A 23,947-nucleotide genomic window follows, 5' to 3' on the forward strand; every position below is an offset into this window, starting at 1 on the left:
AGCGTCATGAAGGACGACGACGATCACCGCGCGGCGCCCGACCTGACGTGTCCTCCGTGGGTTCTGCGCGAGTACGCCGTGCTCGCCGACGGTGAGCGGGGAGCGGTCCTGGACCCCCGAGGCCGGATCGTCTGGCTGTGCGCCCCGCGCTGGCACGACGACGCGGTCTTCTCCGCGCTCATCGGCGGTGCCGGGCACTTCACCGTGGAGCCGGCCGACCCGTGGCACGTCTGGGGCGGCTACTACGAGGAGGGCACGCTGATCCGGGTGAGCCGGTGGGTGACCTCGGAATGCGTGGTCGAATGCCGCGAGGCCCTGGCGATGCCGGCCCGTACGGACCGGCTGGTGCTGCTGCGCCGGATGCGCGTGGAGCGGGGCGAGGCGCGGCTGCGGCTGGACCTGGACCCGCGGCCGGGGTTCGGGGACGTCCGGATGCGCGACCCGCGGCAGGAGGACGGGATCTGGACGGCCGGGGCGGAAGGGCTGCGGATGCGGCTCGCCGGGGCCCCGGAGGCCGTGTGGCGGGACGGTGCCGGACTGTGCGGCGAGTTCCGGCTGCGCGAGGGCGAGACCCACGACCTGGTGCTGGAACTGGGCACTGGGCGGGAGGCAGGTCCGCTCGACGCCGACGCGCTGTGGCGGGCCACGGAGCGGGAGTGGCGGCGGGCCGTCCCGGACTGCTCGCGGCTGGTCGCGCCGCGCGACGCCCGGCACGCGTACGCCGTGCTGCGCGGGCTGACCAGCGTCTCCGGCGGCATGGTCGCCGCCGCCACCACGTCCCTGCCGGAGCGGGCCAACAGCGGACGCAACTACGACTACCGCTACGCGTGGCTGCGCGACCAGTGCTACGCCGGACTGGCGGTCGCCGCGCACGGCCCGCATCCGCTGGTCGACGACGCCGTGCGCTTCGTCGCCGAACGCGTCCTCGAGGACGGCGACAAGGTCCGGCCCGCCTACACGGTCGACGGGCAGCCGGTCGGCGGGGAGCGCTCCCTGCGGCTGCCGGGCTACCCGGGCGGCACCGACCACGTCGGCAACGACGCGGGCGCCCAGTTCCAGCTCGACACCTTCGGGGAGGCCCTGCAGCTGTTCGCCGCGGCGGCCGAGCACGACCGGCTCACGACGGACGCGGAGCGGGCCGCCGCCGTCGCTGTCGATGTCGTGGAACGGCGGTGGCAGGCACCGGACGCAGGGCTGTGGGAGCTGGAGAACCGGTGGTGGACCCACTCGCGGCTGAGCGTCGTGTGCGGGCTGCGGCGGATGGCGGAGGTCCTGCCCGGGAAGGCGGGGCGCCGCTGCGCCGAGCTCGCCGACGCCGTGCTGGCCGAGACCCGGCGCCGGTGCCTGAACGCCGACGGCCGCTGGCGGCGGGCCGCCGACGACGACGGGCCCGAAGCCGCGCTGCTGGTGCCGATGGCCCGCGGCTGTACGTTCGGGGACGACAACGGGGCCGCCACCCGCGCGTACGTCGAGTCCCGGCTGGCCGAGGACGGTTACCTGTACCGCTTCGAGCATCCGGGCGAGCCGCTCGGTGACGCGGAGGGGGCGTTCCTGCTCTGCGGGTTCACCATGGCGCTCGCGACGCACCGGGTCGGTGACCGGGACGGCGCGTTCCGCTGGTTCGAACGCACCCGGGCCGCGTGCGGACCGTCCGGCCTGTTCGCGGAGGAGTACGACGTGCGCCAGCGGCAGCTGCGCGGCAACCTCCCGCAGGCTTTCGTGCACGCCATGATGCTGGAGTGCGCGGTCCGCCTGGCCGGCGAGTCGGCGCTGCCCTGAGCCTGCGGCGCTCGGCTCGTGCTGCCGGGTGAGGGCCCCGGCTGCTCTGCGCAGCGCACCCGCGGCCGCCGCCTGAGCGCCGGCCGCGAGGGCCGACCGCGAGGGCCGGCGGCCTTCGGCCGACGACCGGCGACCGGCAACCGGCGACCGGCGCTTCGCGACGCGGCGTCCCCTCGGTCGCCCCATCGCTGCCGGTCCCGTCGGCGGACGCCGCGTGCCAGTGGGTCCGGCGGACGCCGCGTCCCAGTGAGTCCGGCGGGCGACCGGCCCGGAAGGCGTCCGTCACCGCCACCCGTCCCCCGTCAGGCCGCCGCTCCGGCCAGACCCCGGTGGATCGGCGCCGCGCCACCCGTCAGGGGCGCGCCGGTCCCGCCGTGCCGCAGTGCGACGATCTCCGCCGCGATGGAGAGCGCGGTCTCCTCGGGTGTGCGGGCGCCCAGGTCCAGGCCGATCGGTGAGCGCAGGCGGGAGAGCTCGCGCTCGGTCACGCCCGCCTCGCGCAGCCTCCGGTTCCGGTCCTCGTGGGTACGGCGCGAGCCCATCGCCCCGACGAACGCGACCGGCAGCCGCAGGGCCTCGGTGAGCAGCGGCACGTCGAACTTGGCGTCGTGGGTGAGGACGCACAGCACCGTGCGTTCGTCGGTCGGGGTGTCGCGCAGGTAGCGGTGCGGCCATTCGACCACGACCTCGTCGGCCTCGGGGAAGCGGGCGGGCGTGGCGAAGACGGGCCGGGCGTCGCACACGGTCACGTGGTGGCCGAGGAACTTCCCGGCCCGCACCAGCGCCGCCGCGAAGTCCACCGCCCCGAAGACGATCATGCGGGGCGGCGGCACCCTGGACTCGACGAGCAGGGTGAGCCCGCCGGGGCAGTGCGAGCCGTCCTCCGAGAGGCCGACCGTGCCGGTCCGGCCGGCGTGCAGCAGCGCACCGGCCTCGGCGACCGCCGTACGGTCCAGGTCCGGGTGGCCGCCGAGACCGCCCTCGTACGAACCGTCGGGACGGACCAGCAGGGCCCGGCCCAGAAGGTCGGACGGGCCCTCGACGACCCGGGCCAGGGCTGCGGTCCCGCCCCGGGCGGCGGTGGACAGCGCCGCCCGGAACACCTCCCGCGAGGACCGCGAGGACGCCCCCGCACCGACCGGCGTGACGAGCACGTCGATGACCCCGCCGCAGGTGAGGCCGACCGCGAAGGCGTCCTCGTCGCTGTAGCCGAAGCGCTCACGCACCGTCTCCCCACTGCTCAGGGCGGCGGCGCACAGCTCGTACACCGCGCCCTCCACGCAGCCGCCGGAGACGGAGCCGATCGCCGTGCCCCCGCTGTCGACGGCGAGGGCGGCGCCGGGCCCGCGCGGCGCGCTGCCGCCGACGGAGACGACGGTGGCGACGGCGAACTCCCGGCCCTCCTCCAGCCAGCCGTTCAGCTCGTCGGCGATGTCAAGCATCCGTCCCGCCCCCGGCGGTGGGCGCCGTGGCCGACAGCACGCGGTCGGGACGGATCGGGAGGCTGCGGTGGCGTACGCCGGTCGCGTGCCGGACGGCGTTGGCGACGGCCGCCGCCGCGCCGACGATGCCGATCTCGCCGACGCCCTTGATGCCGACCGGGTCGTCCGGGTCGTGGTCGTCCACCCAGTCGGCGTCGATGTCGCCCACGTCGGCGTGCGTGGCCACGTGGTAGCCGGCGAGGTCGGGGGCGTACAGGCCACCGGTGGCGCGGTCCCGGACCGCCTCCTCGTGCAGGGCCATGGAGATGCCCCAGATCATGCCGCCGACGAGTTGGTTGCGGGCGGTGAGGGGGTTGACGATGCGGCCCGCCGCGAAGATGCCGAGCATGCGGCGCACCCGCACCTCGCCGGTGGCGGTGTCCACGGCGACCTCGGCGAACTGCGCCCCGTAGGAGTGCCGTTCCTTCTGTGCGAGGGCGCCGAGGGCCGTGGTGGTGTCGGAGCGCACGGTGATGCCCTCAGGGGGGACGGCGGCACCCAGTGCCAGCCGTTCGCGCAGCTCGCGGGCCGCCTCGGTGATCGCCCAGGCCCAGGAGCGGGTGCCCATCGAGCCGCCCGCGATCATCGCCGGTCCGAAGTCGCTGTCGCCGATCCGGACCCGGACCCGCTCGGGCGTGACCTCCAGCGCGTCGGCGGCGACCAGGGTGAGCGCGGTGCGGGCGCCGGTGCCGATGTCGGCGGCGGCGATCCGCACGGTGAAGGTGCCGTCGGCCTCGGCGGTGAGCAGGGCCGTGGAGGGTCCGGCGCCCGCACCGAAGGAGGCCGCGGCCGTGCCGGTGCCCAGCAGCCAGCGTCCGTCGCGCCGGGTGCCGGGACGCGGGTCGCGCTCGGCCCAGCCGAAGCGGCGTGCGCCCTCGCGGAAGCAGGCCGTCAGGTTGCGGCTGCTGAAGGGCAGTCCGGAGACCGGGCCGGTCTCCGGCTCGTTGCGCAGGCGCAATTCGATCGGGTCGATGCCGCCGCGCTCGGCGAGTTCGTCCAGCGCGGACTCGATCGCGAAGGAGCCCGGCGCCTCGCCCGGGGCGCGCATGAAGGTCGGGGACGGCACGTCGAGCCGTACGACGTGGTTGGCGGTGCGGTGGGCGTCGGCGTCGTACATCACCCGGGCGACGCCGGCGCCGGGCTCGACGAACTCGTACACGGTCGAGGTCTGGTTCAGCGAGCGATGCTCCAGGGCGCGCAGCCGGCCGTCGGCGTCGGCGCCGAGCCGGACCCGCTGGGCGGTGGGGCTGCGGTAGCCGGCCAGCGAGAACATCTGACGCCTGGTCATCACCACACGCACCGGGCGCTGCAGGACGGTCGCGGCCATCACGGCGGAGACCTGGTGGGCGCGCAGGCCCTTGCTGCCGAAGCCGCCGCCGATGTGTTCGGAGCGCACCCGCACGGCCGACTCGTCGAGGGAGAACATCTTCGCCAGCTCGCTCTGGACCCAGGTGGTGCCCTGGTTGGAGTCGACGACCTCCAGTCGGCCGCCGTCCCACAGGGCCGTGGCCGCGTGCGGCTCCATCATGCTGTGGTGCTCTTCGGGGGTGCTGTACTCCTCGTCCACGACGACGGCGGACGCGGCGAGCGAGGCCGCCAGGTCGCCCTTCTCGGTCTCGGCGGGCATGTGCCCGTCGGCCGGGTAGGCGCCGGGGTGGTCGGAGGTGAGCGCGGTGTCGTGCGGTTCCTCGTCGTAGGTGACGACGAGGGCCTCGGCGGCCTCCCTGGCCTGCTCCGGCGTCTCGGCGACGACGAGGGCGACCGGCCAGCCGGCGTGCGGCACCCGGTCGTCCTGGAAGACGGCGGCGGTGGGGTCCGGCGGGATGCCCAGCAGGCCGATGTAGTCGGTGTCGACGCGCGGCGCGTTGCCGTGGTGGAGCACGGCGAGTACGCCCGGCATGGCGAGGACGGCGTCGGTGTCGACGGAGCGGACGCGGCCACGGGCGACGGTGGACAGGGTGAGCCAGCCGTGGGCGAGGTCGGCGAAGGGGATCTCGCCGGCATAGCGCGCCGCTCCGGAGACCTTGTCGCGGCCCTCCACGCGGGTGTGCGCGGTGCCGACGGCGCCCTTGACCGTCGCGGTGCCGGTCGTGGCGGTGGTCATCGGGCGGCCTCCTCGGCGAGTTCGGTCAGGACGGCCACCACGAGGTTGCGCATGAGGGTCACCTTGTATCCGTTGTCGGGCAGCGGCTTCGCGGCCGCGAGTTCGGCGTCGGCCGCGGCGGCGAAGGCCGCGCCGTCGGCGGGACCGCCGATCAGCGCCCTCTCGGCCGCGTGCGCGCGCCAGGGCCGGGAGGCGACCGCGCCGAGGGCCAGCCTCGCGTCGCGTACGACGCCGTCCTCGACGTCGAGCGCGGCGGCGACCGAGCCGATGGCGAAGGCGTACGAGGCGCGCTCGCGGACCTTGCGGTAGCGGGAGCGGATGGCGACCGGCGTGGGCGGCAGGACGACGCCGGTGATCAGCGCGCCGGGCGGCAGGGCGGTCTCCCGGTGCGGGGTGTCGCCGACGGGGAGGTAGAGGTCGGCGAGCGGCGACTCGGCGGGTCCGTCGGGAGTTTCGTAGGTGACGACCGCATCGAAGGCGGTGAGGGCGACGCCCATGTCCGAGGGGTGCACGGCCACGCAGTGGTCGGTGGCGCCCAGGATGGCGTGGTTGTGGTGCTCGCCGGTGACGGCGGGGCAACCGCTGCCGGGGGCGCGCTTGTTGCAGGGCTTGCTCACGTCGGTGAAGTAGCCGCAGCGGGTGCGCTGGAGGAGGTTGCCGCCGACGGTGGCCATGTTGCGCAGCTGCCCGGAGGCGCCGGCCAGGACCGCCTGGGTCAGCGCCGGGTAGCGGCGGCGCACGTCGGGGTGGGCGGCGAGGTCGCTGTTGGTGACGGTGGCGCCGATGCGCAGGCCGCCGTCGGAGGTGTCCTCGATTCCGTCCAGGGGGAGTTCACGGACGTCGACGAGCCTGGCGGGGCGTTCGACGCCGGTCTTCATCAGATCGACGAGGTTGGTGCCGCCGCCGAGGTAGCGGGCGTCGGGGTCGGCGGCGAGCAGTGCCACCGCTCCCGTGACGTCGTCGGCGCGCTGGTATCCGAACTCCCTCATGCGGCCGTCTCCTTCGCGCTCGTGACGTCCGTCTCGCCGTACGCCTCGGCCGCGCGGGCGACCGCCTGGACGATGGAGACGTAGGCGCCGCAGCGGCACAGGTTGCCGCTCATCCGCTCGCGGATCTCGTCCGGCGTCAGGGCGGGCGGTCCGGCCTCGGGCCGGACGTCGTCGGTGGCGGCGCTGGGCCAGCCGGCCGCGTGCTCCTCGATGACGGCGATCGCCGAGCAGATCTGGCCGGGGGTGCAGTAGCCGCACTGGTAGCCGTCGAGGTCGAGGAAGGCCTGCTGAACCGGGTGCAGTCGGTCGCCCTCGGCCATGCCCTCGATGGTGGTGATCTCGCGTCCCTCGGCGGCGACGGCGAGGGACAGGCAGGAGACGGTGCGACGTCCGTCGACCAGGACGGTGCAGGCACCGCACTGGCCCTGGTCGCAGCCCTTCTTGGTGCCGGTGAGGTCGAGGCGCTCGCGCAGGGCGTCGAGCAGGGTGGTGCGGTGGTCGACGGTCAGCTGGTGCTTCTCGCCGTTGATGTTCAGGATGACGGCGCTGGACGTCGACGAGGGCGCTGGGGCCATGATCAGCCTTCTTTGGTGTCTGGTGACAGGGAAAACTGGCTGTAGGCGGTGATTTCGTCCATGGGCGGGGGCCACCGGCCGCTCCCGCCGCTAGAGTGGACGGACAACCGGACAACTGTCCGCTCACTGAAAAACGTAACGGACAGCTGTCCGCTTAGCAAGGTCGGGATTCGGCCACGAACCCGGAAGGAGGACGAGTGCCGCCGCAGAAGAAGGACAAGCCGGACACTCCCCTGCGCTCGGACGCCCAGCGCAACCGCGAGCGCATCCTGGAAGTGGCCACGGAGGAACTGACGCACTGCGCGAACGCCCCGTTGAGCGCCATCGCCAAGAAGGCGGGGGTCGGGCAGGGCACCTTCTACCGCAATTTCCCGAACCGCGAGGCGCTCGTCCTGGAGATCTACCGCTACGGGATGCAGCAGGTGGCCGAGGCCGCGCCCGAAATGCTGTGCACCCTGGAGCCCGACCGGGCCCTGCGCGAGTGGATGGACCGCCTCGCCGAGTTCGCCATGACCAAGGCGGGTCTGGCGGACGCGATCCGGCTGGTCACCAGCGCGCCCGGGGCTCCGGAGAAACCGCGGCCCACCCCGCTGGAGGACGCGGCCGAACTCCTGCTCCGTGCCAACGAGGAGGCCGGCACCATCCGGCCCGGCCTGACCCGCGACGACTTCTTCCTCGTCCTGGGCGGTCTGTGGCTGATCGGCCCCGGCGAGGACTGGCAGCCGCGGGTCACCCGGTTCCTGGACTTCGTCATGGACGGGCTGCGGGCGGGAGCGCCCGGCCGGTGACCGCGTCACGCAGGCGGTAGCGGCGTTCGGGCCGGCCGGCCACCCCGTAGCGCAGGGAGACCTCCACACTGCCGACGGTGTGGAAGTACTCCAGGTAGCGGCGGGCACTGACCCGGGAGACGCCGGTCAGCGCCGCGCACTCGCTGGCCGACAGGGTGCCGTCGGCCTCGCGGAGGACGCGTTCGACCAGCTCGGCGGTCTCCACGCTCATGCCCTTGGGCAGGGACTGGACGGATGAGGCGGGCGCCGCCGCCCCGGCGAGGACGCGGTCGACGTCCGCCTGGCTGCGGACCACCGTGCCGAGCAGTCGGCCCCGCTGGACGGCGTAGCGCTCCAGCCGGACCCGCAGGTCCTCGAACTCGAACGGTTTGAGCAGGTAGTCGACGACTCCGTGCCGTACGGCGCCGCGCACCGCGTCCGCCTCCCGGGCCGCGCTGATGACCATGACGTCGCAGTCGTGGCCGGCGGCGCGCAGCTTGGGGATGACGTCGAGGCCGAAGACGTCCGGCAGGTACAGGTCGAGCAGGACGAGGTCGGGGCGCAGCTCGCCGACGGCGGTGATGGCCTGCTCGCCGGTGCCGGCGACCCCGACGACCCGGAAGGGCTCGACGCGCTCGACGAAGGCGCGGTGGACCCGGGCCACCATGAAGTCGTCGTCGACCACGAGCACGCCGATCGCGGAGCCGTGGGTCCGGGAGCCCCCTTTCTCGGACTCGGCGGTCGTGGCGGTCGCGTCGGACGGGCCGCTCGTAGCGGTCATGGTCGTCGCGTCGGCCGAGCCGCTCGTAGCGGTCATGGTGCTGCTCCTTCCGCCACCGCGTCGGTGAGGTGGCTGACGGTCATGCGTGCGGTGAACACGGCCCCCTCGGGCGTGTTTGCCACTGAGATCTCACCGCCGTGACGCTCGCAGACCAGCCGGGTCAGTGCCAGACCGATGCCGCGCTCGCCCTGCCGGGCCGCCTTGGTGGTGAATCCGTGGGAGAAGACCTCGCGGGCCAGTTCGGGCGCCACGCCGGGCCCGGAGTCGCGGACCACGATCTCGACGCTGGCGGCGTCCTGCCTCAGCTCGACCTCGACCCACGCCTCGTCGTCGTCACCGGGCGGCGCGGCGGCGTCCACGGCGTTGTCGACGAGGTTGCCGACCACGGTGGCCACGTCGGCGGCGTCCTCGGGGGCCAGCCGGTCGAGCGCCGTGCGGTCCGAGAGGCGCAGGGCCACCCGGCGCTCGGCCGCGAGGGAGGACTTGGCCGTCAGCAGCGCGGCGACGGCGGTGTCGCGCACCCGGCGGCTGAGGGTGACGTCCAGCGACTGGCGGCGCCGGCTGAGCGCGCGGATGTAGCGCACCACCTCGTCCTGCTCGCCGATCTGGATGAGCCCGGAGATGGTGTGCAGCTGGTTGGCGAACTCGTGGGCCTGGGCGCGCAGCAGCTCGGAGGTGGAGCGGAAGGAGCCGATCTCCCGCTCCAGGCGGGCCAGCTCGGTGCGGTCGCGCAGGGTGGTGACCGAGCCGAGCGGGCGGCCGTCCTTGGTGACGGTCATGCGGTTCATGACCAGGACCCGGCCGTGGCGGACGACGACCTCGTCACGCGGCTCGGCCTCCGGTGTGGCACCGGCGAGGACGTCGCGCAGCCGCCCGTCGATGCCGAGGCCGTCCAGGCTCTGGCCGACGCAGTCGGCGGGCAGGTCGAGCAGGCGCCGGCCCATCTCGTTGACCAGGGTGAGCCGGTGCTGCGGGTCGAGGGCGACCACGCCCTCGGCGATGCCGTACAGCATCGCCTCCCGGTGCTCGGCCAGCCCGGCGATCTCGCGCGGCTCCAGGCCGAGGGTCTGCCGCTTCACGCGCCGGGCGAGCAGCCAGGAGCCGGCCACGCCGAGGCCGCTGGCGATGCCGAGGTAGGCGAGGAGGTAGGAGGAGGCGCCGCTCAGGCGCTGCCACACCGTCGGATCGGCCTCGCCGACCATCACGGTGCCCAGGTGCCGGCCGAGGGTCTGGCGGGTGGCGCCGAGCACCGGGACCTGGGCGACGAGCTCGCGGCTGCCCCGCACCGTCAGCGGCCCCGACCAGCCGCGCCCCGCGGCCGCGCCCTCGCCGCGCGGCAGCCGGCCGCCGATCAGCGTGGGGTCGGTGGAGCTGACGACGCGACCGTCGGCGTCGGCCACCGTGACGGAGGTGACGCCGGACTGGGTCTGCGTGGAGTTGACCAGCGGGGCGAGGGCCTCCTGCGGGACGGGGCGCAGGAGCTGGCTGCGGACCAGCGGCGTGGCGGCGAGCTGTTCGGCGAGGGCGGCGACCCGGCGGCCCTCGACGCGGTTGAAGGTGGCCCTGGACTGGGCGAGCGAGACGCCGGCGACCGCGAGCAGGACCACCACGACGATGGCGAGCTGGAGGACCAGCATCTCGCCCGCGAGGGTCTGACGGCGGAAGGTGGGGGCCACGGCGGACTCGTTCTCGGCTGGTTCTCGGCGGGTTCTCGGCGGGTTCTCGGCTGGCGACGGGGGGGCCGGGGGGGGCCGGCTCGCCATCATGGCGCTCACCTGCGGCGAAGGAAAGGGATGTGCCGTCTTCGCAATGAACCGGCGACCGCAATGAACACAACCTCCCTTGGTTCCGCAAGGAAGACAGGAGGCAGGCGCGCGGGCACCATGTGGCCCACGTCACCCTCCCCCACAGGGCTGCCCCCCCCTACCGCTCTACCCAACCGACAGGTGGTGTCATACGTGCGCCTGCGCACCCCCCTTGCCCTGCTCGGGGCCGCCGTGCTCGTGCTCGCTGGACCGCCGCTGCTCTCCACGGGCAGCGACTCCGAGACCGGCACGCAGATCCCCGGCCTACGCTTCATGGTTCCCAACACGCCCGGCGGCGGTTACGACATCACCGCCCGCACGGCCGCGAAGAACGCCGAGGACGCCGGGCTCACGCACAACATCGAGGTGTTCAACCTGCCCGGCGCGGGCGGCACCGTGGGCCTGAGCCGCCTGGTGAGCGAGCACGGCAACGGCAAGCTCGCCATGTCCATGGGCCTCGGCGTGGTGGGCGCGGTCCGCTCCAACCACGCGCCGAAGACCCTCGCCGACACCACGCCGATCGCGCGGCTCACCGAGGAGCAGGACGTCGTGGTGGTCGCCAAGGACTCGCCGTACAAGACGATCGACGAGCTGATCGGCGCCTGGAAGAAGGACCCGGGCAAGATTCCGGTCGGCGGTGGTTCCTCGCCGGGCGGGCCCGACCACCTCGCGCCGATGCTGATGGCGCAGGCCGCCGGCATCTCCCCCAAGTCGGTCAACTACATCCCCTTCGACGGCGGCGGCGAACTGCTCGCCTCGATCCTCGGCAACAAGGTCGGCTTCGGGGTCTCCGGCGTCGGCGAGTACCTGGACCAGATCAAGGCGGGCGAGCTGAGGGTGCTCGCGGTGACCGGCCCGGAGCGGGTCGACGACCTCAAGGACGCGCCGACCCTCAAGGAGTCCGGCTACGACGTGGACTTCACCAACTGGCGCGGCGTCGTCGCCCCGCCCGGCCTGTCGGAGGCGGAGCGGAACAAGCTGACCCGCCTGTTCGAGGAACTGCACGACTCCCCCGAATGGAAGGAGTCCCTGGAGAAGAACGGCTGGGACGACGCCTTCCTCACGGGTGACGAGTTCGGCACCTTCCTGGAGGCCCAGGACAAGCGCGTGGTGTCGGTACTGAAGGAGCTGGGACTGTGACGACGCCGACCACCGAATCCTCCACGGGGACGGCCTCGGGCCGCCGCTCGTGGCTGCGCGAGCACTCCGAACTCGGCGTGTGCGTCCTGCTTCTGGCCCTCGGAGTGCTGGTCCTGACCGACGCGCTCACCATGGACGTCGACATCACCCAGCGCGGCCCGGTCGGCCCCAAGACCGTACCGGTCGTCGTCGGCATCGGCCTGCTGGTGATCGCCGCACTGCTCGCCGTGGACGTTCTGCGCGGCGGCCGGGGCGAGGCCGAGGGCGGCGAGGACATCGACCTGTCCGAACCGGCCGACTGGCGCACGGTGCTGCTGCTCGCCGGGATCTTCCTGGGCGCGGCCGTGCTGATCGAGCCGGCCGGCTTCCCCGTCGCGGGCGCGCTGCTGTTCTGGGGCGCGGCCTTCGCCCTGGGCAGCCGCCGCGTGGACCGGGACCCGCTGATCGCCGCGGTGCTGTCCCTGATCACCTACGTCGTCTTCGACAAGCTGCTCGGCGTGCCGCTGCCCGGCGGTCCGCTGATGGGAGTGCTCTGACATGAACGCCCTCAACTCCCTCATGGACGGGTTCGGTACGGCGCTGACCCCGGTCAACCTCCTGTGGGCCGCGCTCGGGGTGCTGCTGGGCACGGCCATCGGCGTGCTGCCCGGCATCGGCCCGGCGATGGCGGTGGCGCTGCTGCTGCCGGTGACGTACGGGCTCGATCCGGTCGCCGCGTTCATCATGTTCGCCGGCATCTACTACGGCGCGATGTTCGGCGGTTCCACCACCTCGATCCTGCTCAACACACCGGGCGAGAGCGCCGCCGTGGTCGCGGCCATGGAGGGCAACCCCATGGCCAAGACGGGGCGCGGCGCGCAGGCGCTGGCCGCCGCCGCCATCGGCCACTTCGCGGGCGGCATGATCGGCACGATCCTGCTCGTGGCCCTTGCCCCGACGGTCGCCGACCTGGCCGTGGACATCGGCGCCCCTGACTACTTCGCCATCATGGTGCTGGCGTTCATCGCGGTGACCTCCGTACTGGGTTCCTCGCGTGTCAGAGGCATGGCCTCCCTGCTGATCGGACTGACGATCGGCCTGGTGGGCCTGGACCAGATGACCGGCCAGCAGCGGCTCACCTTCGGCTCGCTGCAACTCGCCGACGGCGTGGACGTGGTGATCGTCGCGGTCGGGCTGTTCGCGATCGGCGAGGCGCTGTGGGTGGCGGCCCACCTGCGGCGCGGGGCGCCGAAGCCGATCCCGGTCGGCCGTCCCTGGCTCGGGCGCGGTGATGTGAAGCGGACCTGGAAGTCGTGGCTGCGCGGCCCGTTCATCGGCTTCCCGTTCGGCGCGATCCCGGCGGGCGGCGCGGAGATACCCACGTTCCTGTCGTACGTCACGGAGAAGCGCCTGTCCAAGCACAAGGACGAGTGGGGCAAGGGCGCCATCGAGGGCGTGGCCGGCCCCGAGTCGGCGGCGTCGGCCTCGGCGGCGGGCACGCTGGTGTCCATGCTGACGCTGGGCCTGCCGACGACGGCGGTGGCGGCGGTCATGCTGGCCGCGTTCCAGCAGTACGGCATCCAGCCGGGACCGCTGCTCTTCGAACGCGAACCCGAGCTGGTGTGGGGCCTGATCGCCTCCCTCTTCGTCGGCATGGTGCTGCTGCTCGCCCTCAACCTGCCGCTGGCGCCGGTGTGGGCCAAGCTGCTGCGCATTCCTCGGCCCTACCTCTACGCGGGGATCATGTTCTTCGCGGCGGTCGGCGCGTACGCGGTCGGCGGCGAGGTCATCGACCTGGTGACCCTGCTGATCATCGGCCTGATCGGCTTCGGCATGCGGCGCTACGGCCTGCCGATCCTGCCGGCCGTGATCGGCGTCATCCTCGGCCCGAACGCCGAGCAGCAGCTGCGCCGGGCCCTGCAGATCAGCGACGGCAGCGTGACGGGTCTGGTCAACACGCCGTTCGCGGTGACGGTGTACGCGGTGATCGTGCTGTTGCTGGCGTGGCCGCTGCTGAAGCGGCTGGTGGTCCGGGGGCGGGCGCGGGACGACGCCTGAGTCACCGGACCGGGAGATCAGGAGCGGTGGGGCCCACGGCCCGGTACGTCGATGCCGTACCGAGCCGTCCTGCGGTAGAGCGTGGCGCGGCTCGTGCCGAGTCGTTCCGCCATCTCCGCGGGCAGGTGCCGCGCGTCACCACGTCGGCCCGGGACGCCGCGCCGCGCTCGACTCCATCGGTAACCTCGTTGGCAGCTACACCGACCTGTGCGAGCTGATGGTGCTCGCGGCGCAGCACCGGGTACGGCTGCACACGGCGGCGTATCCGCTCGACCGGTTCCAGGACGGGTCCGCGGGCGCGCTGTCCTGGTGCCGTGACCGGACGGCTCAGGTCGACCCCTCACAGAAGGCGAACGTCATGATCTTCATTACGGCGAAGTTCCAGGTGCTCCCGGAACACGCGGACCAGTGGCCGGAGATTTCCGGCGAGTTCACCCGGGCGACCCGTGAGGAGCCCGGCTGCCTCTGGTTCGACTGGTCCCGCAGCCTCGACGACCCGTCCGAGTACGTCCTGGTCGAGGCGTTCCGCGACGACGAGGCAGGTGCCGCGCACGTCCAGTCCGCGCACTTCCGGGCCGCGCAGGAGAAGCTGCCGCGCTACCTGGCCCGCACGCCGCGCATCGTGAACACGACGCTCGACCAGGACGGCTGGTCGGAGCTGGGCGAGATGGCGGTGAAGTAGGGCGGCACGGCTCGTCAGCCGAGGAAGCTCAGCCGGACCCGGCGGTCGGGGTTGTCCCTGTTGGTGTCCACCAGGCACACCGACTGCCAGGTCCCCAGCTCCAGCCGGCCGCCGATCACGGGGAGCGTCGCGTGCGGCGGCACGAAGGCGGGCAGGACGTGGTCGCGGCCGTGGCCGGGGCTGCCGTGGCGGTGCTGCCAGCGGTCGTCGGCGGGCAGCAGGGTGTGCAGGGCGGACAGCAGGTCGTCGTCGCTGCCGGCGCCCGTCTCGATGATCGCGATACCGGCGGTGGCGTGCGGCACGAAGACGTTGAGGAGGCCGTCGCGGCCGGCCGCCGCCTCGCGCAGGAAGGACTCGCAGTCGCCCGTGATGTCGGCGACCCGCTCCGTCGGTCCGGTGGCGAGGTTCAGGACCCGGGTGGTGAAGGCAGCGTCTGGCATGCCCCCATCCTGACACCGGGGGAAGACCGGGGCGCGCGATGCGGTTACTTGAAGCGTGAACCACACACGTGAGGTCGAGGTCGTCGTCATCGGGGCCGGTCAGGCGGGTCTCGCCGCGGCCCATCACCTGCGGCGCACCGGCTTCGAGCCGGAGCGCGACTTCGTGGTGCTGGACCACTCCCCCGAGCCGGGCGGCGCCTGGCAGTTCCGCTGGCCGTCGCTGACGTACGGCAAGGTTCACGGGATGCACTCCCTGCCGGGCATGGAACTGACCGGAGCGGACCCGTCGCGGCCGTCCGCCGAGGTGATCGGCGAGTACTTCGCGGCGTACGAGGAGACCTTCGACCTGCGGGTACGACGGCCCGTCGACGTCCGCGCGGTGCGCGAGGGGACGGGCGGGCGGCTGCTCGTCGAGACGTCGGCCGGGACCTGGTCGACGCGGGCGCTGATCAACGCGACCGGCACCTGGGACCGGCCCTTCTGGCCGCGCTACCCGAGGCAGGAGACCTTCCGCGGGCGGCAGCTGCACACCGCGGGGTACGCCGGTCCCGAGGAGTTCGCCGGACAGCACGTGATCGTGGTCGGCGGGGGCGCCTCGGGGACGCAGCACCTGCTGGAGCTGGCCCCGTACGCGGCTGCCACCACTTGGGTGACCAGGCGGCCCCCCGTCTTCCGGGAGGGTCCCTTCGACCAGGAGGCGGGCCGCGCCGCGGTGCGCTCGTGGAGGAACGGGTGCGGCAGGGGCTGCCGCCGAAGAGCGTGGTGTCGGTGACCGGGCTGCCGCTGAACGACGCGATCCGGGCGGGGCTGGAGTCCGGTGTGCTGGACCGCCTGCCCATGTTCGACCGGGTCACCGAGGAGGGCGTGGCATGGGCCGACGGGCGACGGGTGGCCGCCGACGTGATCCTCTGGGCGACCGGGTTCCGGCCCGTCATCGACCATCTGGCGCCGCTGCGGCTGCGCGAGGCGGGCGGCGGGATCCGGGTCGAGGGGACGCGCGCGGTCGCCGACCCGCGCATCCATCTCGTCGGCTACGGGCCGTCCGCCAGCACCATCGGCGCCAACCGGGCGGGCCGCGCGGCCGTACGGGACATCAGGCGGCTGCTGGCCGAGGAGGAGCCGGTCGCCGCGTGACGCCCCGCCGGGTCATGTGTCCTGTGCCTTGCCCGAGGCGCTCTGCCCGAGGCGGTTGAACTCGGCGACGTTGCGCTGGTGTTCCGCGTAGTCGGCGGTGAACCGGGTGTCGCCGGGCTTGACGGTGACGAAGTACAGCCAGTCCCCCGGCGTGGGGTTGATCGCGGCGCGCATCGCGTCCTCGCCCGGGTTGGCGATGGGCGTGGGCGGCAGCCCCATGCGCTGGTACGAGTTGTACGGGCTGTCGATCTTCGTGTCCTTGGTGGTGGTCTTCAGGGTGGAGCGGCCCAGGGCGTAGTTGATGGTGGAGTCCATCTGGAGCGGCATGCCGCGTTCCAGGCGGTTGAAGATCACCCGGGCCACCTTGCCCATGTCCTCCTTGGTGGCGGCCTCGGCCTGCACGATGCTGGCGATGGTGACCGCCTGGTAGACGTTGAGCGCGTTGCGCTGGGCGCCCGCGGCGATGGGTGCGCCGGTGAACTTCTTGTTCGCCGTGTCGACCATGGCCGTCAGCAGCTTCTCGGGGGTCGGTTCCTCACCGAGCGGGTAGGTCGCCGGGAAGAGGTAGCCCTCGGGGTTGCCCCCCGCGTCGTTCGGAAGCTTGAGGTTGGCCTTGGCCAGGGACTTCTTGGTGGTGCCCGCGGGCAGGGCGAGGGTCTTGTCGACGGCCTCGTAGACCTGGGTGGCGCGCCAGCCCTCCGGGATCACGAGGGACGTGGGACGGGACTCTCCCTCGTCGTCCGTCATCAGCAGCGGCACCGCCACGGCGGTACCGGCCACGATGGCGCCGGTCGCGATCAGGGCGATGCGGCCCCGGCGCGTCAGTCGGATCGTTCTCCTGGTGCCTCTCGCGCTGCGCGGCGGTGTGTTCGTCTGCATGCGGGCACGGTAACCCCGATAAGCGGACAAACCTGGCATATCGTCATCTTGTCGGCTCCAGTCGGGCGTCCCTTCTGACCAGGGCGGCGTACCGTCCGTCCCGCTCCAGCAGCTCCTCGTGCGTGCCCTGCTCCGCCAGGCGCCCGGAGTGGAGGACCACGATGCGGTCGGCGTCCCGGACGGTGGACAGGCGGTGCGCGATGGTGATCGTGGTCCGGTCGGCCGACAGAGCGTCGATGGCGGCCTGCACGGCGGCCTCGGTGCGGGTGTCCAGGGCGCTGGTCGCCTCGTCGAGGACGAGGACGGGCGGGTCGCGCAGGATGGTGCGGGCGATGGCCAGGCGCTGCTTTTCGCCGCCGGAGAACCGGTGGCCGCGTTCGCCGACGACCGTGTCGTAGCCGTCGGGCAGGGCGGCGATGTGGTCGTGGATCTGCGCCGCCCGTGCCGCCTCCTCCAGCTCCGCGTCGGTGGCGTCCGGTTTGGCGAAGCGCAGGTTCTCGGCGACTGAGGCGTGGAAGAGGTACGTCTCCTGCGAGACGACGCCGACCGCGCGGGCGAGGGTGTCGAAGTCGAGGTCGCGCACGTCGACTCCGTCGAGGGTGACCCGGCCGCCGGTCACGTCGTACAGTCTCGGCACCAGGTGGCCGAGCGTGGACTTGCCGGCGCCGGTCGGTCCGACGACGGCGAGGCTGCTGCCGGCGGGCACGGTGACGTCGATGCCTCCGAGGACCGGGCGGCCCTTGCCGTCGTATCGGAACTCGACCTCCTCGAAGCGGACCTCGCCCTTGACGCGGTCGAGGTGGACGGGGTCCTCCCGCTCGGTGATGTCGACGGGCAGGTCGAGGTACTCGAAGATGCGCTGGAAGAGCGCGAGCGAGGTCTGGATCTGGACGCCGGTCGACAGCAGGCTCACGGCCGGGCGGAACAGGCCCTGCTGGAGCGAGACGAAGGCGACGATCGTGCCGAGGGAGACGTCGGGGCCGCCGAGCTGGAGGGCGATGCCCGCGGTCCAGTAGATGACGGCCGGCATGGCGGCCATGACGATCGTGATGACGGCCATCCGCCAGCGGCCCGCCATGTTCGACCGCACCTCCAGGTCGACCAGTCCCTCGGACTCGTCGGCGAAGGCGCGGCTCAGCGAGTCGGAGCGGCCCATGGTGCGGCCGAGCAGGATGCCGCTGACGGAGAGCGACTCGGTGACCGTGGCGGCCATCGCGGCCATCTGCTTCTGCCGCTGGGTGGTGATCTTCCTGCGTTCCCTGCCGACGCGGCGGCTGATCCACACGAAGACGGGGAGCAGGAGAAGCGAGACGACGGTCAGGCGCCAGTCGAGCACCACCATGGCGACGATCGTGGCGACCACGCTGGTGAGGTTGGAGACCAGGGAGGTCGCCGTGGAGGTGACGGTGGCCTGCATGCCGCCGATGTCGTTGGCGATGCGGGACTGGACCTCGCCGGTGCGGGTGCGGGTGAAGAAGGCGAGGGACATCTGCTGGAGGCGGCCGTAGACGGCGGTGCGCAGGTCGTGCATGACCCGTTGGCCCACGGTCGTGGAGATCAGCGTCTGGAGCACGCCGAAGACGCTGGTGAGAACGGCGCCGAGGATCATGCCGAGGGCCAGCAGACTCAGCAGGCCGGTGCGCCCCTCGGGGATCGCGACGTCGAGGATCTCCTTCAGCAGGAAGGGGGTGGCGACCGAGACGAGCGACGCGGCGCCGACGAGCAGTCCGACGACCGCGAGGCGGCCGCGATAGGGGCGGAACAGTCTCAGGATGCGGCGCGTCTGCCTGGGCTGTTCCTTCGCGTCGGCGGGCGCCTGCCAGGCGGGTTCGCGATCGGGGTGCATGGGCTCCTACGGAGGTCGGGTGAGGGCGGCGGGGAGGCGCCGACATTACGGACCATAGCTCATTGTTACCTATACTCACAATGAACATTGTCCTGATATTGTTCCCACATGACCGCCCCCGATCCCGACGGCCTGCTCGCCGAGCAGCTGCTGCGCCTCACCCGCCGGGTGCAGCGCATCCAGAAGCGCCACCTCGAGCACCGCGGCCTCGGCATCACACCGGCCCAGTCCCGGCTGCTGCGCACCCTGGCGCACTACGGCTCGCCGCCCCGCATGGCCGATCTCGCCGAGCGCCTGGAGGTCGTGCCCCGTGCGGTGACGACGCTGGTCGACGGGCTGGAGGCGGGCGGGAAGGTACGCCGCGTCCCGGACCCCGGCAACCGACGGGTGATCCGGATCGAGCTCACCGACGACGGGCGCGCGGCCCTGCGCGAACTGCACGCCGGGCGCCGCGCGGCCGCGGAGGAGATCCTCGCCCCGCTGACGGGCGATCAGCGCACGGTGCTGGGCGGGCTCCTGGGCACGCTCATCGACGGCCCGCCCTCGGGGACGGATCACCGGGGAGCGTGACGGCAGGGCATCGATCAGGCTTCGAGGTGCGCCCTGTCGCCCATGACGACCACCGGGTTCAGGTCCGGGTCGAGCGTGCGCAGCAGGTACTCCATCCCCGCCTTGGGCAGGCTGACGCAGGCCGACGTGCCGCTGCCGTGGTCCATGTGCAGCCAGATGCTCCCGCCCCTGGACGCTCCCTCGGGGCGGGTCGGGTCGTTCGGCGGGGTGCCCTTGACCCGGTTGTAGTCGATGGCGATCACGTAGTCGAAGTCGTGCCAGTACGCCTTGTCCCACCACCGCGGTGCCGCGAAGGCGTCGGAACGGGTGTACGGGAGCCCGGCGCCGGGAGCCGGGTCCGGATCCGGGAGGACGCCGCCCGCGTCGCTGAGGGTGAACACGCCGACGGGGCTGCGCTTGTCGTTCTCGTGGTGGTCGGTCGTCCATCCCTTCTTTCCGTTGTGCGCCGCCCAACCGCGGGCGCGGTGCCAGGCGGAGCCCTGCTTCGTGTACAGCACGACCGTGGCGTCGGCGGAGTGCCTGCCCTCGCCGTACACCGCCACGACCTGGCGGGAGTCGGCGGGTATGCGCCGCTGGAGCCGGTCGCCGACGCCCGGGATCCGCGTCGGGTCGGCGGTGATGCCGCCGCTGCGGCTCGCGGAGGGGCGTCCGCCCGCCGAGTCCCCCGGTGCGGGGCCGGACGGGCCGCCGCAGGCGGGCACCGCCGTCAGGAGGACACCGAGGGCCGCTGTCGCGACCGCCGTTCGCCGTGCGGCACCACTGAGCATCCGTCCATGGTCGCACCCGTGACGACCCGGCCGGGAAGGCGGTCGGCGGGCGGTAGCCGGATTCGTACCCAGCCGCGGAAAACCGCTTGATTTTGGGCACGTCGCGACGCGAACCTTTCACGGTTTGCAGCTTCTTCATGCCGTGGTCAACGGCACCCCCTGACACGAGCCACTGGGACGTCATGCAGATCCAAGACCTTCCGTTTCCCGACCCGGGCGTGCCCGACGCACGCTCCGGGCCCCGATTCCTGTGGTGGCTTTTCCGGAACCAGCTGGGTGGACAACTCAAGTCGCTGGCCTGGGGCCTGCTGCACTTCGCCTCCGTCTCCGCCCTGCCGTTCTGCGTCGGTCTCGCCATCCAGGCCGTCGTCGACCGCTCCGGCACCGGACTGGCCCTCGCCGGTGGCCTGATGGCACTGTGCTGCGTCGGCAACGCGCTCGGCGACACCTTCCTGCACCGTGCCGCCGTCACCAACTGGATCACCGCGGCGGCCCGCGTCCAGCAACTGCTGGCCCGCAAGACCGCCCTGCTGGGCTCGGCCCTGACCCGTCGGGTCGCGGCCGGAGAGGTCGTGGCCGTCTCCACCGGGGACGTCGAGAAGATCGGCTGGTTCGTGGAGGCCGTCTCCCGTTTCACGGCGGCCGCCCTGACCATCGTGCTGGTCTGCGTGGCCCTCGTCGTCTACGAGCCGGCCCTCGGCGTCGTCGTGATCCTTGGCCTGCCGGTGCTGGCCATCGCGGTGCTGCCCCTCCTCCCCCGGGCCACCCGGCGGGCCGACGTCCAGCGCGAGAAGGCGGGCCGGGCCACCGAACTCGCCTCGGACACCGTCGCCGGGCTGCGGGTGCTGCGCGGCATCGGCGGCGAGGAACTCTTCCTCGACCGATACCGCGACGCCTCCCAGGAGGTGCGCCACGCCGCCGTGCGCAGCGCCCGCATGTGGGCCCTGATCTCCGGAATCCAGGTGCTGCTGCCCGGACTGCTGCTGATCGCGGTGGTCTGGCACGGCGTCCACCTGGCCCGCGAGGGCCGCATCGGCGTCGGCGAACTCGTCACCGTCTACAGCTCCGTCATGATCCTCACCTACCCGCTGCGGCACTTCGAGGAGATCGCCATGGCGTACTCCTTCTCCCGGCCCTCCGCCAAGCGGGCGGCACGGGTGCTGGCCCTGGAGCGGGCCACCGACACGGCCGGATCGCGCGCCGCCGAGGTCCCGACCGGGGACCTGTACGACCCCGACACCGGGCTCCTCGCCCCGGCCGGCCGCCTCACCGCCGTGGTGTGCGGCGACCCGGACGCGGCCGGGCGCCTGGCGGAACGGCTCGGCGGGCACCCCTCTCAGGAGGGCACCTCCGCCCTGCTGGGCGGAGTGCCGCTCGACGAACTGCCGCTGGAGTCCGCGCGCACCGCCGTCCTGGTCCAGGACAAGGACCCGGTCCTGCTCTCCGGCACACTGCGCGAACTGCTCGACGTGCCCGCCTCCGGCAAGGTCGGCGCCGAGGACGCGCTGGCCGCGGCCGAGTGCGGCGACGTGCTGGCGGCGCTGACGCAGGGTTCGCTCGGCGCGGACGACCCGATGGACGCCCGCATCACCGAACGGGCCCGCTCCCTGTCGGGCGGGCAGCGCCAGCGGCTCGCTCTGGCCCGGTCCCTGATCACGGACCCGGAGGCACTGGTGCTGGACGAACCTACCTCCGCCGTGGACTCGCACACCGAGGCACGGATCGCGGAGGGCGTGCGTTCCCTGCGCACCGGACGCACCACCGTGGTCTTCACCTCGTCGCCCCTGCTGCTCGACCGCGCGGACCGCATCGTGTTCCTGCACGACGGGAAGGTCGCCGCGACCGGCGCCCACCGGGACCTGCTGCACAGCGAGCCCCGGTACCGGGCCGTGGTGACCCGCGAGACCGACGAGGAGACCGCGGCACACCGGGATGCGAGCCCGGCCGGAGGCGGACCGGCGGAGACCGCCGGCCGCGACGGGCAGTCCCTGGACGGCGGACAGGCCTCGGACCGCGACAGAGCCCTGGACGGCGACGTCCTCGGCGACGACGACGTACTGCACCGACTGGAAGAGATCGAGGAGACGGCATGATCGGCGTCGCGCCGCCGTCGTACGACCCGGCGGCCCCGACGACGGCGAGTACCCTGCCCGTCGGCGCGCCCACGACCGTACGCGCCTACGCCGGGGAGCTGCTGCGCCGGCACCGCCGCGCGTTCGTCTTCCTGGTCACCGTCAACACCGTCGCGGTGATCGCCTCGATGGCGGGCCCCTACCTGCTGGGCGGGCTCGTCGAACGGGTGTCGGACGGCGCCCGCGAACTGCACCTCGGTGTGACGGCCACCTTCTTCGTCCTGGCGCTCGTCGTGCAGGCCGTGTTCGTCCGGGAGGTGCGGCTGCGCGGAGCCGTTCTCGGGGAGCGGATGCTGGCCGATCTGCGCGAGGACTTCCTGGTGCGCTCGGTCGGGCTCCCGCCCGGCGTCCTGGAGCGGGCCGGCACCGGTGACCTGCTCTCCCGGATCACGACGGACATCGACCGGCTCGCCAACGCCATGCGCGAGGCCGTGCCCCAGCTCGCGATCGGGGCTGTGTGGGTGGTGCTGCTGCTCGGCGGGCTCGTCGTCACGGCCCCGCCGCTGGCGCCCGCCGTCCTGCTCGCGGTGCCGCTGCTGGTGATCGGGTGCCGCTGGTACTTCCGGCGGGCTCCCTCCGCCTACCGCTCGGAGGCCGCCGGGTACGCCGCCGTGGCCGCCGCGCTCGCGGAGACCGTGGACGCCGGGCACACCGTCGAGTCCCACCGGCTGGACGCCCGCCGCATCCAGCTGTCGGAGCGCCGGATCAAGGAGTGGACGGCCTGGGAGCGCTACACGCTGTGGCTGCGCTCGGTGCTCTTCCCGGTCATCAACGTCACCCATGTGACCGTGCTCGCCTCCGTTCTGCTGATCGGCGGTGTGTTCGTCCTCCAGGGCTGGATCGGGGTCGGTCAGCTGACCACGGCGGCACTGATCGCGCAGATGCTCGTCGACCCGGTCGGCATCATCCTGCGCTGGTACGACGAGCTCCAGGTGGCCCAGGTGTCCCTGGCCCGGCTGGTCGGCGTCCGGGACATCGAGCCGGACGCCGGTGACGCCTCGCTGGCCCCCGCCGGCCGGCACGTGCACGCCGACCGCGTGCACTTCGGCTACGTCGAGGGCGTGGACGTCCTGCGCAAGGTGTCGCTCGAGGTGGCCCCCGGCACGAGGCTCGCGCTGGTCGGCCCCTCCGGGGCGGGCAAGTCGACGCTGGGCCGGCTGCTGGCCGGCATCTACGGCCCCCGCGACGGCCGGATCACCCTGGGCGACGCCGAACTGTCCCGGATGACCGCCGAACGCGTCCGCTCCCACGTCGCCCTCGTCAACCAGGAGCACCACGTCTTCGTGGGCTCCCTGCGCGACAACCTCCGGCTCGCCCGGGCCGGCGCCACCGACGCCGAGCTGTGGGCGGCGCTGGGCGCGGTCGACGCGGACGACTGGTCCCAGGCGCTCGACGAGGGCCTGGACACCGAGGTCGGCTCGGGCGGGCTCGGGCTCACCCCGGCCCAGGCCCAGCAGATCGCGCTGGCCCGCCTGGTGCTGGCCGACCCGCACACGCTCGTGCTGGACGAGGCGACGTCGCTGCTCGACCCGCGTGCGGCCCGTCATCTCGAACGGTCCCTGGCCCGGGTCCTGGACGGCCGCACGGTGATCGCGATCGCCCACCGTCTGCACACCGCCCATGACGCGGACGTCATCGCCGTCGTCGAGAACGGCCGGATCAGCGAGCTGGGCAGCCACGACGAACTGGTCGCGGCGGACGGCGCGTACGCGGCGCTGTGGCGGTCGTGGCACGGGTGAGCCCGCGCCTTCGGCCGCCAGGCCCAAGCCGGGGCGGGCTCCGTCACGTACCGCGCCGCCGGGCGCCGGGTGGGACGCGCTCCCGCCGCGTACCGCGCCGTCGCGCGCCGGGTGGGCAACGCTCCCGCCGCAGCGTTCCGCGCCGGCCAGGCGGGGCGGCGCCTTGGGGGGCGATTGCCGCCGTAAGCCGCGCCGCCCGGCGATTCCCACCGCGCCTTCGCGGGGCCGGCAACGGCCATACGGGGGAGGCGGGCGGGGCCGGCACCTGGCGGAAGTGGCCGTACGGGGGGCGGGCGGGGC

At 73.2% G+C, this 23,947-nt stretch carries 19 protein-coding genes and 1 pseudogene; 10 read left to right on the forward strand and 10 right to left on the reverse strand.

Annotated features, from left to right (window positions below):
• The first annotated feature begins 6 nt into the window (after positions 1–6).
• Positions 7–1,779: a glycoside hydrolase family 15 protein gene (locus tag KUM03_RS18575; RefSeq protein ID WP_217250236.1), complete on the forward strand. Its 1,773-nt coding sequence runs from the start codon at positions 7–9 to the stop codon at positions 1,777–1,779.
• A 302-nt stretch (positions 1,780–2,081) separates the two neighbouring features.
• On the opposite strand, the gene KUM03_RS18580 is transcribed toward KUM03_RS18575, so the two are convergent.
• Genes KUM03_RS18580 through KUM03_RS18595 form a run of 4 tightly spaced genes read right to left on the reverse strand, consistent with a single transcriptional unit; the run spans position 2,082 to position 6,928 of the window.
• Complete coding sequence (locus KUM03_RS18580) at positions 2,082–3,221, reverse strand: XdhC/CoxI family protein (protein ID WP_217250239.1); 1,140 nt, start codon at positions 3,219–3,221, stop codon at positions 2,082–2,084.
• The gene (locus KUM03_RS18585) at positions 3,214–5,364 is read right to left on the reverse strand and encodes a xanthine dehydrogenase family protein molybdopterin-binding subunit (RefSeq protein WP_217250241.1); all 2,151 of its coding nucleotides are present in this window, start codon (positions 5,362–5,364) and stop codon (positions 3,214–3,216) included. The genes KUM03_RS18580 and KUM03_RS18585 overlap by 8 nt, the downstream gene beginning before the upstream one ends.
• Entirely contained in the window at positions 5,361–6,353 is a 993-nt protein-coding gene (locus tag KUM03_RS18590) for a xanthine dehydrogenase family protein subunit M (RefSeq protein ID WP_217250243.1), read from the reverse strand. Before KUM03_RS18590 ends, KUM03_RS18585 begins: the two co-directional genes overlap by 4 nt.
• Positions 6,350–6,928 carry a (2Fe-2S)-binding protein gene (locus KUM03_RS18595; RefSeq protein WP_217250245.1) on the reverse strand — a complete coding sequence of 193 codons (579 nt, stop codon included), beginning with the start codon at positions 6,926–6,928 and terminating at the stop codon, positions 6,350–6,352. Before KUM03_RS18595 ends, KUM03_RS18590 begins: the two co-directional genes overlap by 4 nt.
• Positions 6,929–7,125: 197 nt before the next feature.
• Between KUM03_RS18595 and KUM03_RS18600 the strand changes: the two genes are divergently transcribed.
• Complete coding sequence (locus KUM03_RS18600; protein ID WP_217250247.1) at positions 7,126–7,716, forward strand: TetR/AcrR family transcriptional regulator; 591 nt, start codon at positions 7,126–7,128, stop codon at positions 7,714–7,716.
• Here KUM03_RS18600 and KUM03_RS18605 read toward each other — a convergent pair.
• The gene (locus tag KUM03_RS18605; protein ID WP_217250604.1) at positions 7,679–8,476 is read right to left on the reverse strand and encodes a response regulator; all 798 of its coding nucleotides are present in this window, start codon (positions 8,474–8,476) and stop codon (positions 7,679–7,681) included. The two genes, KUM03_RS18600 and KUM03_RS18605, sit on opposite strands and share 38 nt — an antisense overlap.
• 32 nt (positions 8,477–8,508) lie before the next feature.
• A complete protein-coding gene (locus tag KUM03_RS18610; RefSeq protein ID WP_217250249.1) occupies positions 8,509–10,152 on the reverse strand; it encodes an ATP-binding protein in 1,644 nt (547 codons plus the stop codon).
• 282 nt (positions 10,153–10,434) lie between these two features.
• Between KUM03_RS18610 and KUM03_RS18615 the strand changes: the two genes are divergently transcribed.
• The 4 genes from KUM03_RS18615 to KUM03_RS18635 all read left to right on the forward strand — a co-directional run bounded on the left by KUM03_RS18615 (position 10,435) and on the right by KUM03_RS18635 (position 14,140).
• Positions 10,435–11,421: a tripartite tricarboxylate transporter substrate binding protein gene (locus KUM03_RS18615; protein WP_217250251.1), complete on the forward strand. Its 987-nt coding sequence runs from the start codon at positions 10,435–10,437 to the stop codon at positions 11,419–11,421.
• On the forward strand, positions 11,418–11,957 hold the full coding sequence (locus KUM03_RS18620; protein WP_073731248.1) for a tripartite tricarboxylate transporter TctB family protein: 540 nt from the start codon (positions 11,418–11,420) through the stop codon (positions 11,955–11,957). Before KUM03_RS18615 ends, KUM03_RS18620 begins: the two co-directional genes overlap by 4 nt.
• Before the next feature lies 1 nt (position 11,958).
• Positions 11,959–13,458 carry a tripartite tricarboxylate transporter permease gene (locus tag KUM03_RS18625; RefSeq protein WP_217250253.1) on the forward strand — a complete coding sequence of 500 codons (1,500 nt, stop codon included), beginning with the start codon at positions 11,959–11,961 and terminating at the stop codon, positions 13,456–13,458.
• A 358-nt stretch (positions 13,459–13,816) separates the two neighbouring features.
• Positions 13,817–14,140: a putative quinol monooxygenase gene (locus tag KUM03_RS18635; protein ID WP_217250255.1), complete on the forward strand. Its 324-nt coding sequence runs from the start codon at positions 13,817–13,819 to the stop codon at positions 14,138–14,140.
• 14 nt (positions 14,141–14,154) lie between these two features.
• Here KUM03_RS18635 and KUM03_RS18640 read toward each other — a convergent pair whose 3' ends face one another.
• The gene (locus KUM03_RS18640; protein ID WP_217250257.1) at positions 14,155–14,580 is read right to left on the reverse strand and encodes a YjbQ family protein; all 426 of its coding nucleotides are present in this window, start codon (positions 14,578–14,580) and stop codon (positions 14,155–14,157) included.
• 55 nt (positions 14,581–14,635) lie between these two features.
• Between KUM03_RS18640 and KUM03_RS18645 the strand changes: the two are divergent.
• Positions 14,636–15,714, forward strand: a pseudogene (locus KUM03_RS18645) (NAD(P)-binding domain-containing protein).
• A 12-nt stretch (positions 15,715–15,726) separates the two neighbouring features.
• On the opposite strand, the gene mltG reads toward KUM03_RS18645, so the two are convergent.
• Together mltG and KUM03_RS18655 are read right to left on the reverse strand one after the other, a co-directional pair.
• The gene (gene mltG, locus KUM03_RS18650; RefSeq protein ID WP_217250260.1) at positions 15,727–16,593 is read right to left on the reverse strand and encodes an endolytic transglycosylase MltG; all 867 of its coding nucleotides are present in this window, start codon (positions 16,591–16,593) and stop codon (positions 15,727–15,729) included.
• A gap of 43 nt (positions 16,594–16,636) precedes the next feature.
• Positions 16,637–18,439 carry an ABC transporter ATP-binding protein gene (locus tag KUM03_RS18655; RefSeq protein ID WP_217250262.1) on the reverse strand — a complete coding sequence of 601 codons (1,803 nt, stop codon included), beginning with the start codon at positions 18,437–18,439 and terminating at the stop codon, positions 16,637–16,639.
• A gap of 108 nt (positions 18,440–18,547) precedes the next feature.
• Here KUM03_RS18655 and KUM03_RS18660 point away from each other — a divergent pair, with 108 nt between their 5' ends.
• Complete coding sequence (locus KUM03_RS18660; protein WP_217250264.1) at positions 18,548–19,009, forward strand: MarR family winged helix-turn-helix transcriptional regulator; 462 nt, start codon at positions 18,548–18,550, stop codon at positions 19,007–19,009.
• A 14-nt stretch (positions 19,010–19,023) separates the two neighbouring features.
• Here the strand turns inward: KUM03_RS18660 and KUM03_RS18665 are convergent, their stop codons facing one another.
• Positions 19,024–19,776 (reverse strand): hypothetical protein, encoded by a 753-nt coding sequence (locus KUM03_RS18665; protein ID WP_217250266.1) that lies wholly within the window; start codon positions 19,774–19,776, stop codon positions 19,024–19,026.
• Between the two features lie 182 nt (positions 19,777–19,958).
• On the opposite strand from KUM03_RS18665, the gene KUM03_RS18670 reads away from it, so the two are divergent.
• Positions 19,959–21,869 (forward strand): ABC transporter ATP-binding protein, encoded by a 1,911-nt coding sequence (locus tag KUM03_RS18670; RefSeq protein WP_217250268.1) that lies wholly within the window; start codon positions 19,959–19,961, stop codon positions 21,867–21,869.
• Positions 21,866–23,647, forward strand: a complete 1,782-nt coding sequence (locus KUM03_RS18675; protein WP_217250270.1) for an ABC transporter ATP-binding protein — start codon at positions 21,866–21,868, stop codon at positions 23,645–23,647. Before KUM03_RS18670 ends, KUM03_RS18675 begins: the two co-directional genes overlap by 4 nt.
• Positions 23,648–23,947 lie beyond the last annotated feature (300 nt).

Origin of the sequence: Streptomyces sp. AC602_WCS936 (genome assembly GCF_019049125.1) — a bacterium.
GTDB lineage: Bacteria > Actinomycetota > Actinomycetes > Streptomycetales > Streptomycetaceae > Streptomyces.

What these genes read in the sequence shown, in the direction of transcription:
- KUM03_RS18575 (WP_217250236.1), top strand. Translation starts at nt 7, where the DNA reads ATGAAGGACGACGACGATCACCGCGCGGCGCCCGACCTGACGTGTCCT.
- KUM03_RS18580 (WP_217250239.1), bottom strand. Translation starts at nt 3,221, where the DNA reads ATGCTTGACATCGCCGACGAGCTGAACGGCTGGCTGGAGGAGGGCCGG.
- KUM03_RS18585 (WP_217250241.1), bottom strand. Translation starts at nt 5,364, where the DNA reads ATGACCACCGCCACGACCGGCACCGCGACGGTCAAGGGCGCCGTCGGC.
- KUM03_RS18590 (WP_217250243.1), bottom strand. Translation starts at nt 6,353, where the DNA reads ATGAGGGAGTTCGGATACCAGCGCGCCGACGACGTCACGGGAGCGGTG.
- KUM03_RS18595 (WP_217250245.1), bottom strand. Translation starts at nt 6,928, where the DNA reads ATGGCCCCAGCGCCCTCGTCGACGTCCAGCGCCGTCATCCTGAACATC.
- KUM03_RS18605 (WP_217250604.1), bottom strand. Translation starts at nt 8,476, where the DNA reads ATGACCGCTACGAGCGGCCCGTCCGACGCGACCGCCACGACCGCCGAG.
- KUM03_RS18625 (WP_217250253.1), top strand. Translation starts at nt 11,959, where the DNA reads ATGAACGCCCTCAACTCCCTCATGGACGGGTTCGGTACGGCGCTGACC.
- KUM03_RS18635 (WP_217250255.1), top strand. Translation starts at nt 13,817, where the DNA reads ATGATCTTCATTACGGCGAAGTTCCAGGTGCTCCCGGAACACGCGGAC.
- KUM03_RS18640 (WP_217250257.1), bottom strand. Translation starts at nt 14,580, where the DNA reads ATGCCAGACGCTGCCTTCACCACCCGGGTCCTGAACCTCGCCACCGGA.
- mltG (WP_217250260.1), bottom strand. Translation starts at nt 16,593, where the DNA reads ATGCAGACGAACACACCGCCGCGCAGCGCGAGAGGCACCAGGAGAACG.
- KUM03_RS18655 (WP_217250262.1), bottom strand. Translation starts at nt 18,439, where the DNA reads ATGCACCCCGATCGCGAACCCGCCTGGCAGGCGCCCGCCGACGCGAAG.
- KUM03_RS18660 (WP_217250264.1), top strand. Translation starts at nt 18,548, where the DNA reads ATGACCGCCCCCGATCCCGACGGCCTGCTCGCCGAGCAGCTGCTGCGC.
- KUM03_RS18665 (WP_217250266.1), bottom strand. Translation starts at nt 19,776, where the DNA reads ATGCTCAGTGGTGCCGCACGGCGAACGGCGGTCGCGACAGCGGCCCTC.
- KUM03_RS18670 (WP_217250268.1), top strand. Translation starts at nt 19,959, where the DNA reads ATGCAGATCCAAGACCTTCCGTTTCCCGACCCGGGCGTGCCCGACGCA.
- KUM03_RS18675 (WP_217250270.1), top strand. Translation starts at nt 21,866, where the DNA reads ATGATCGGCGTCGCGCCGCCGTCGTACGACCCGGCGGCCCCGACGACG.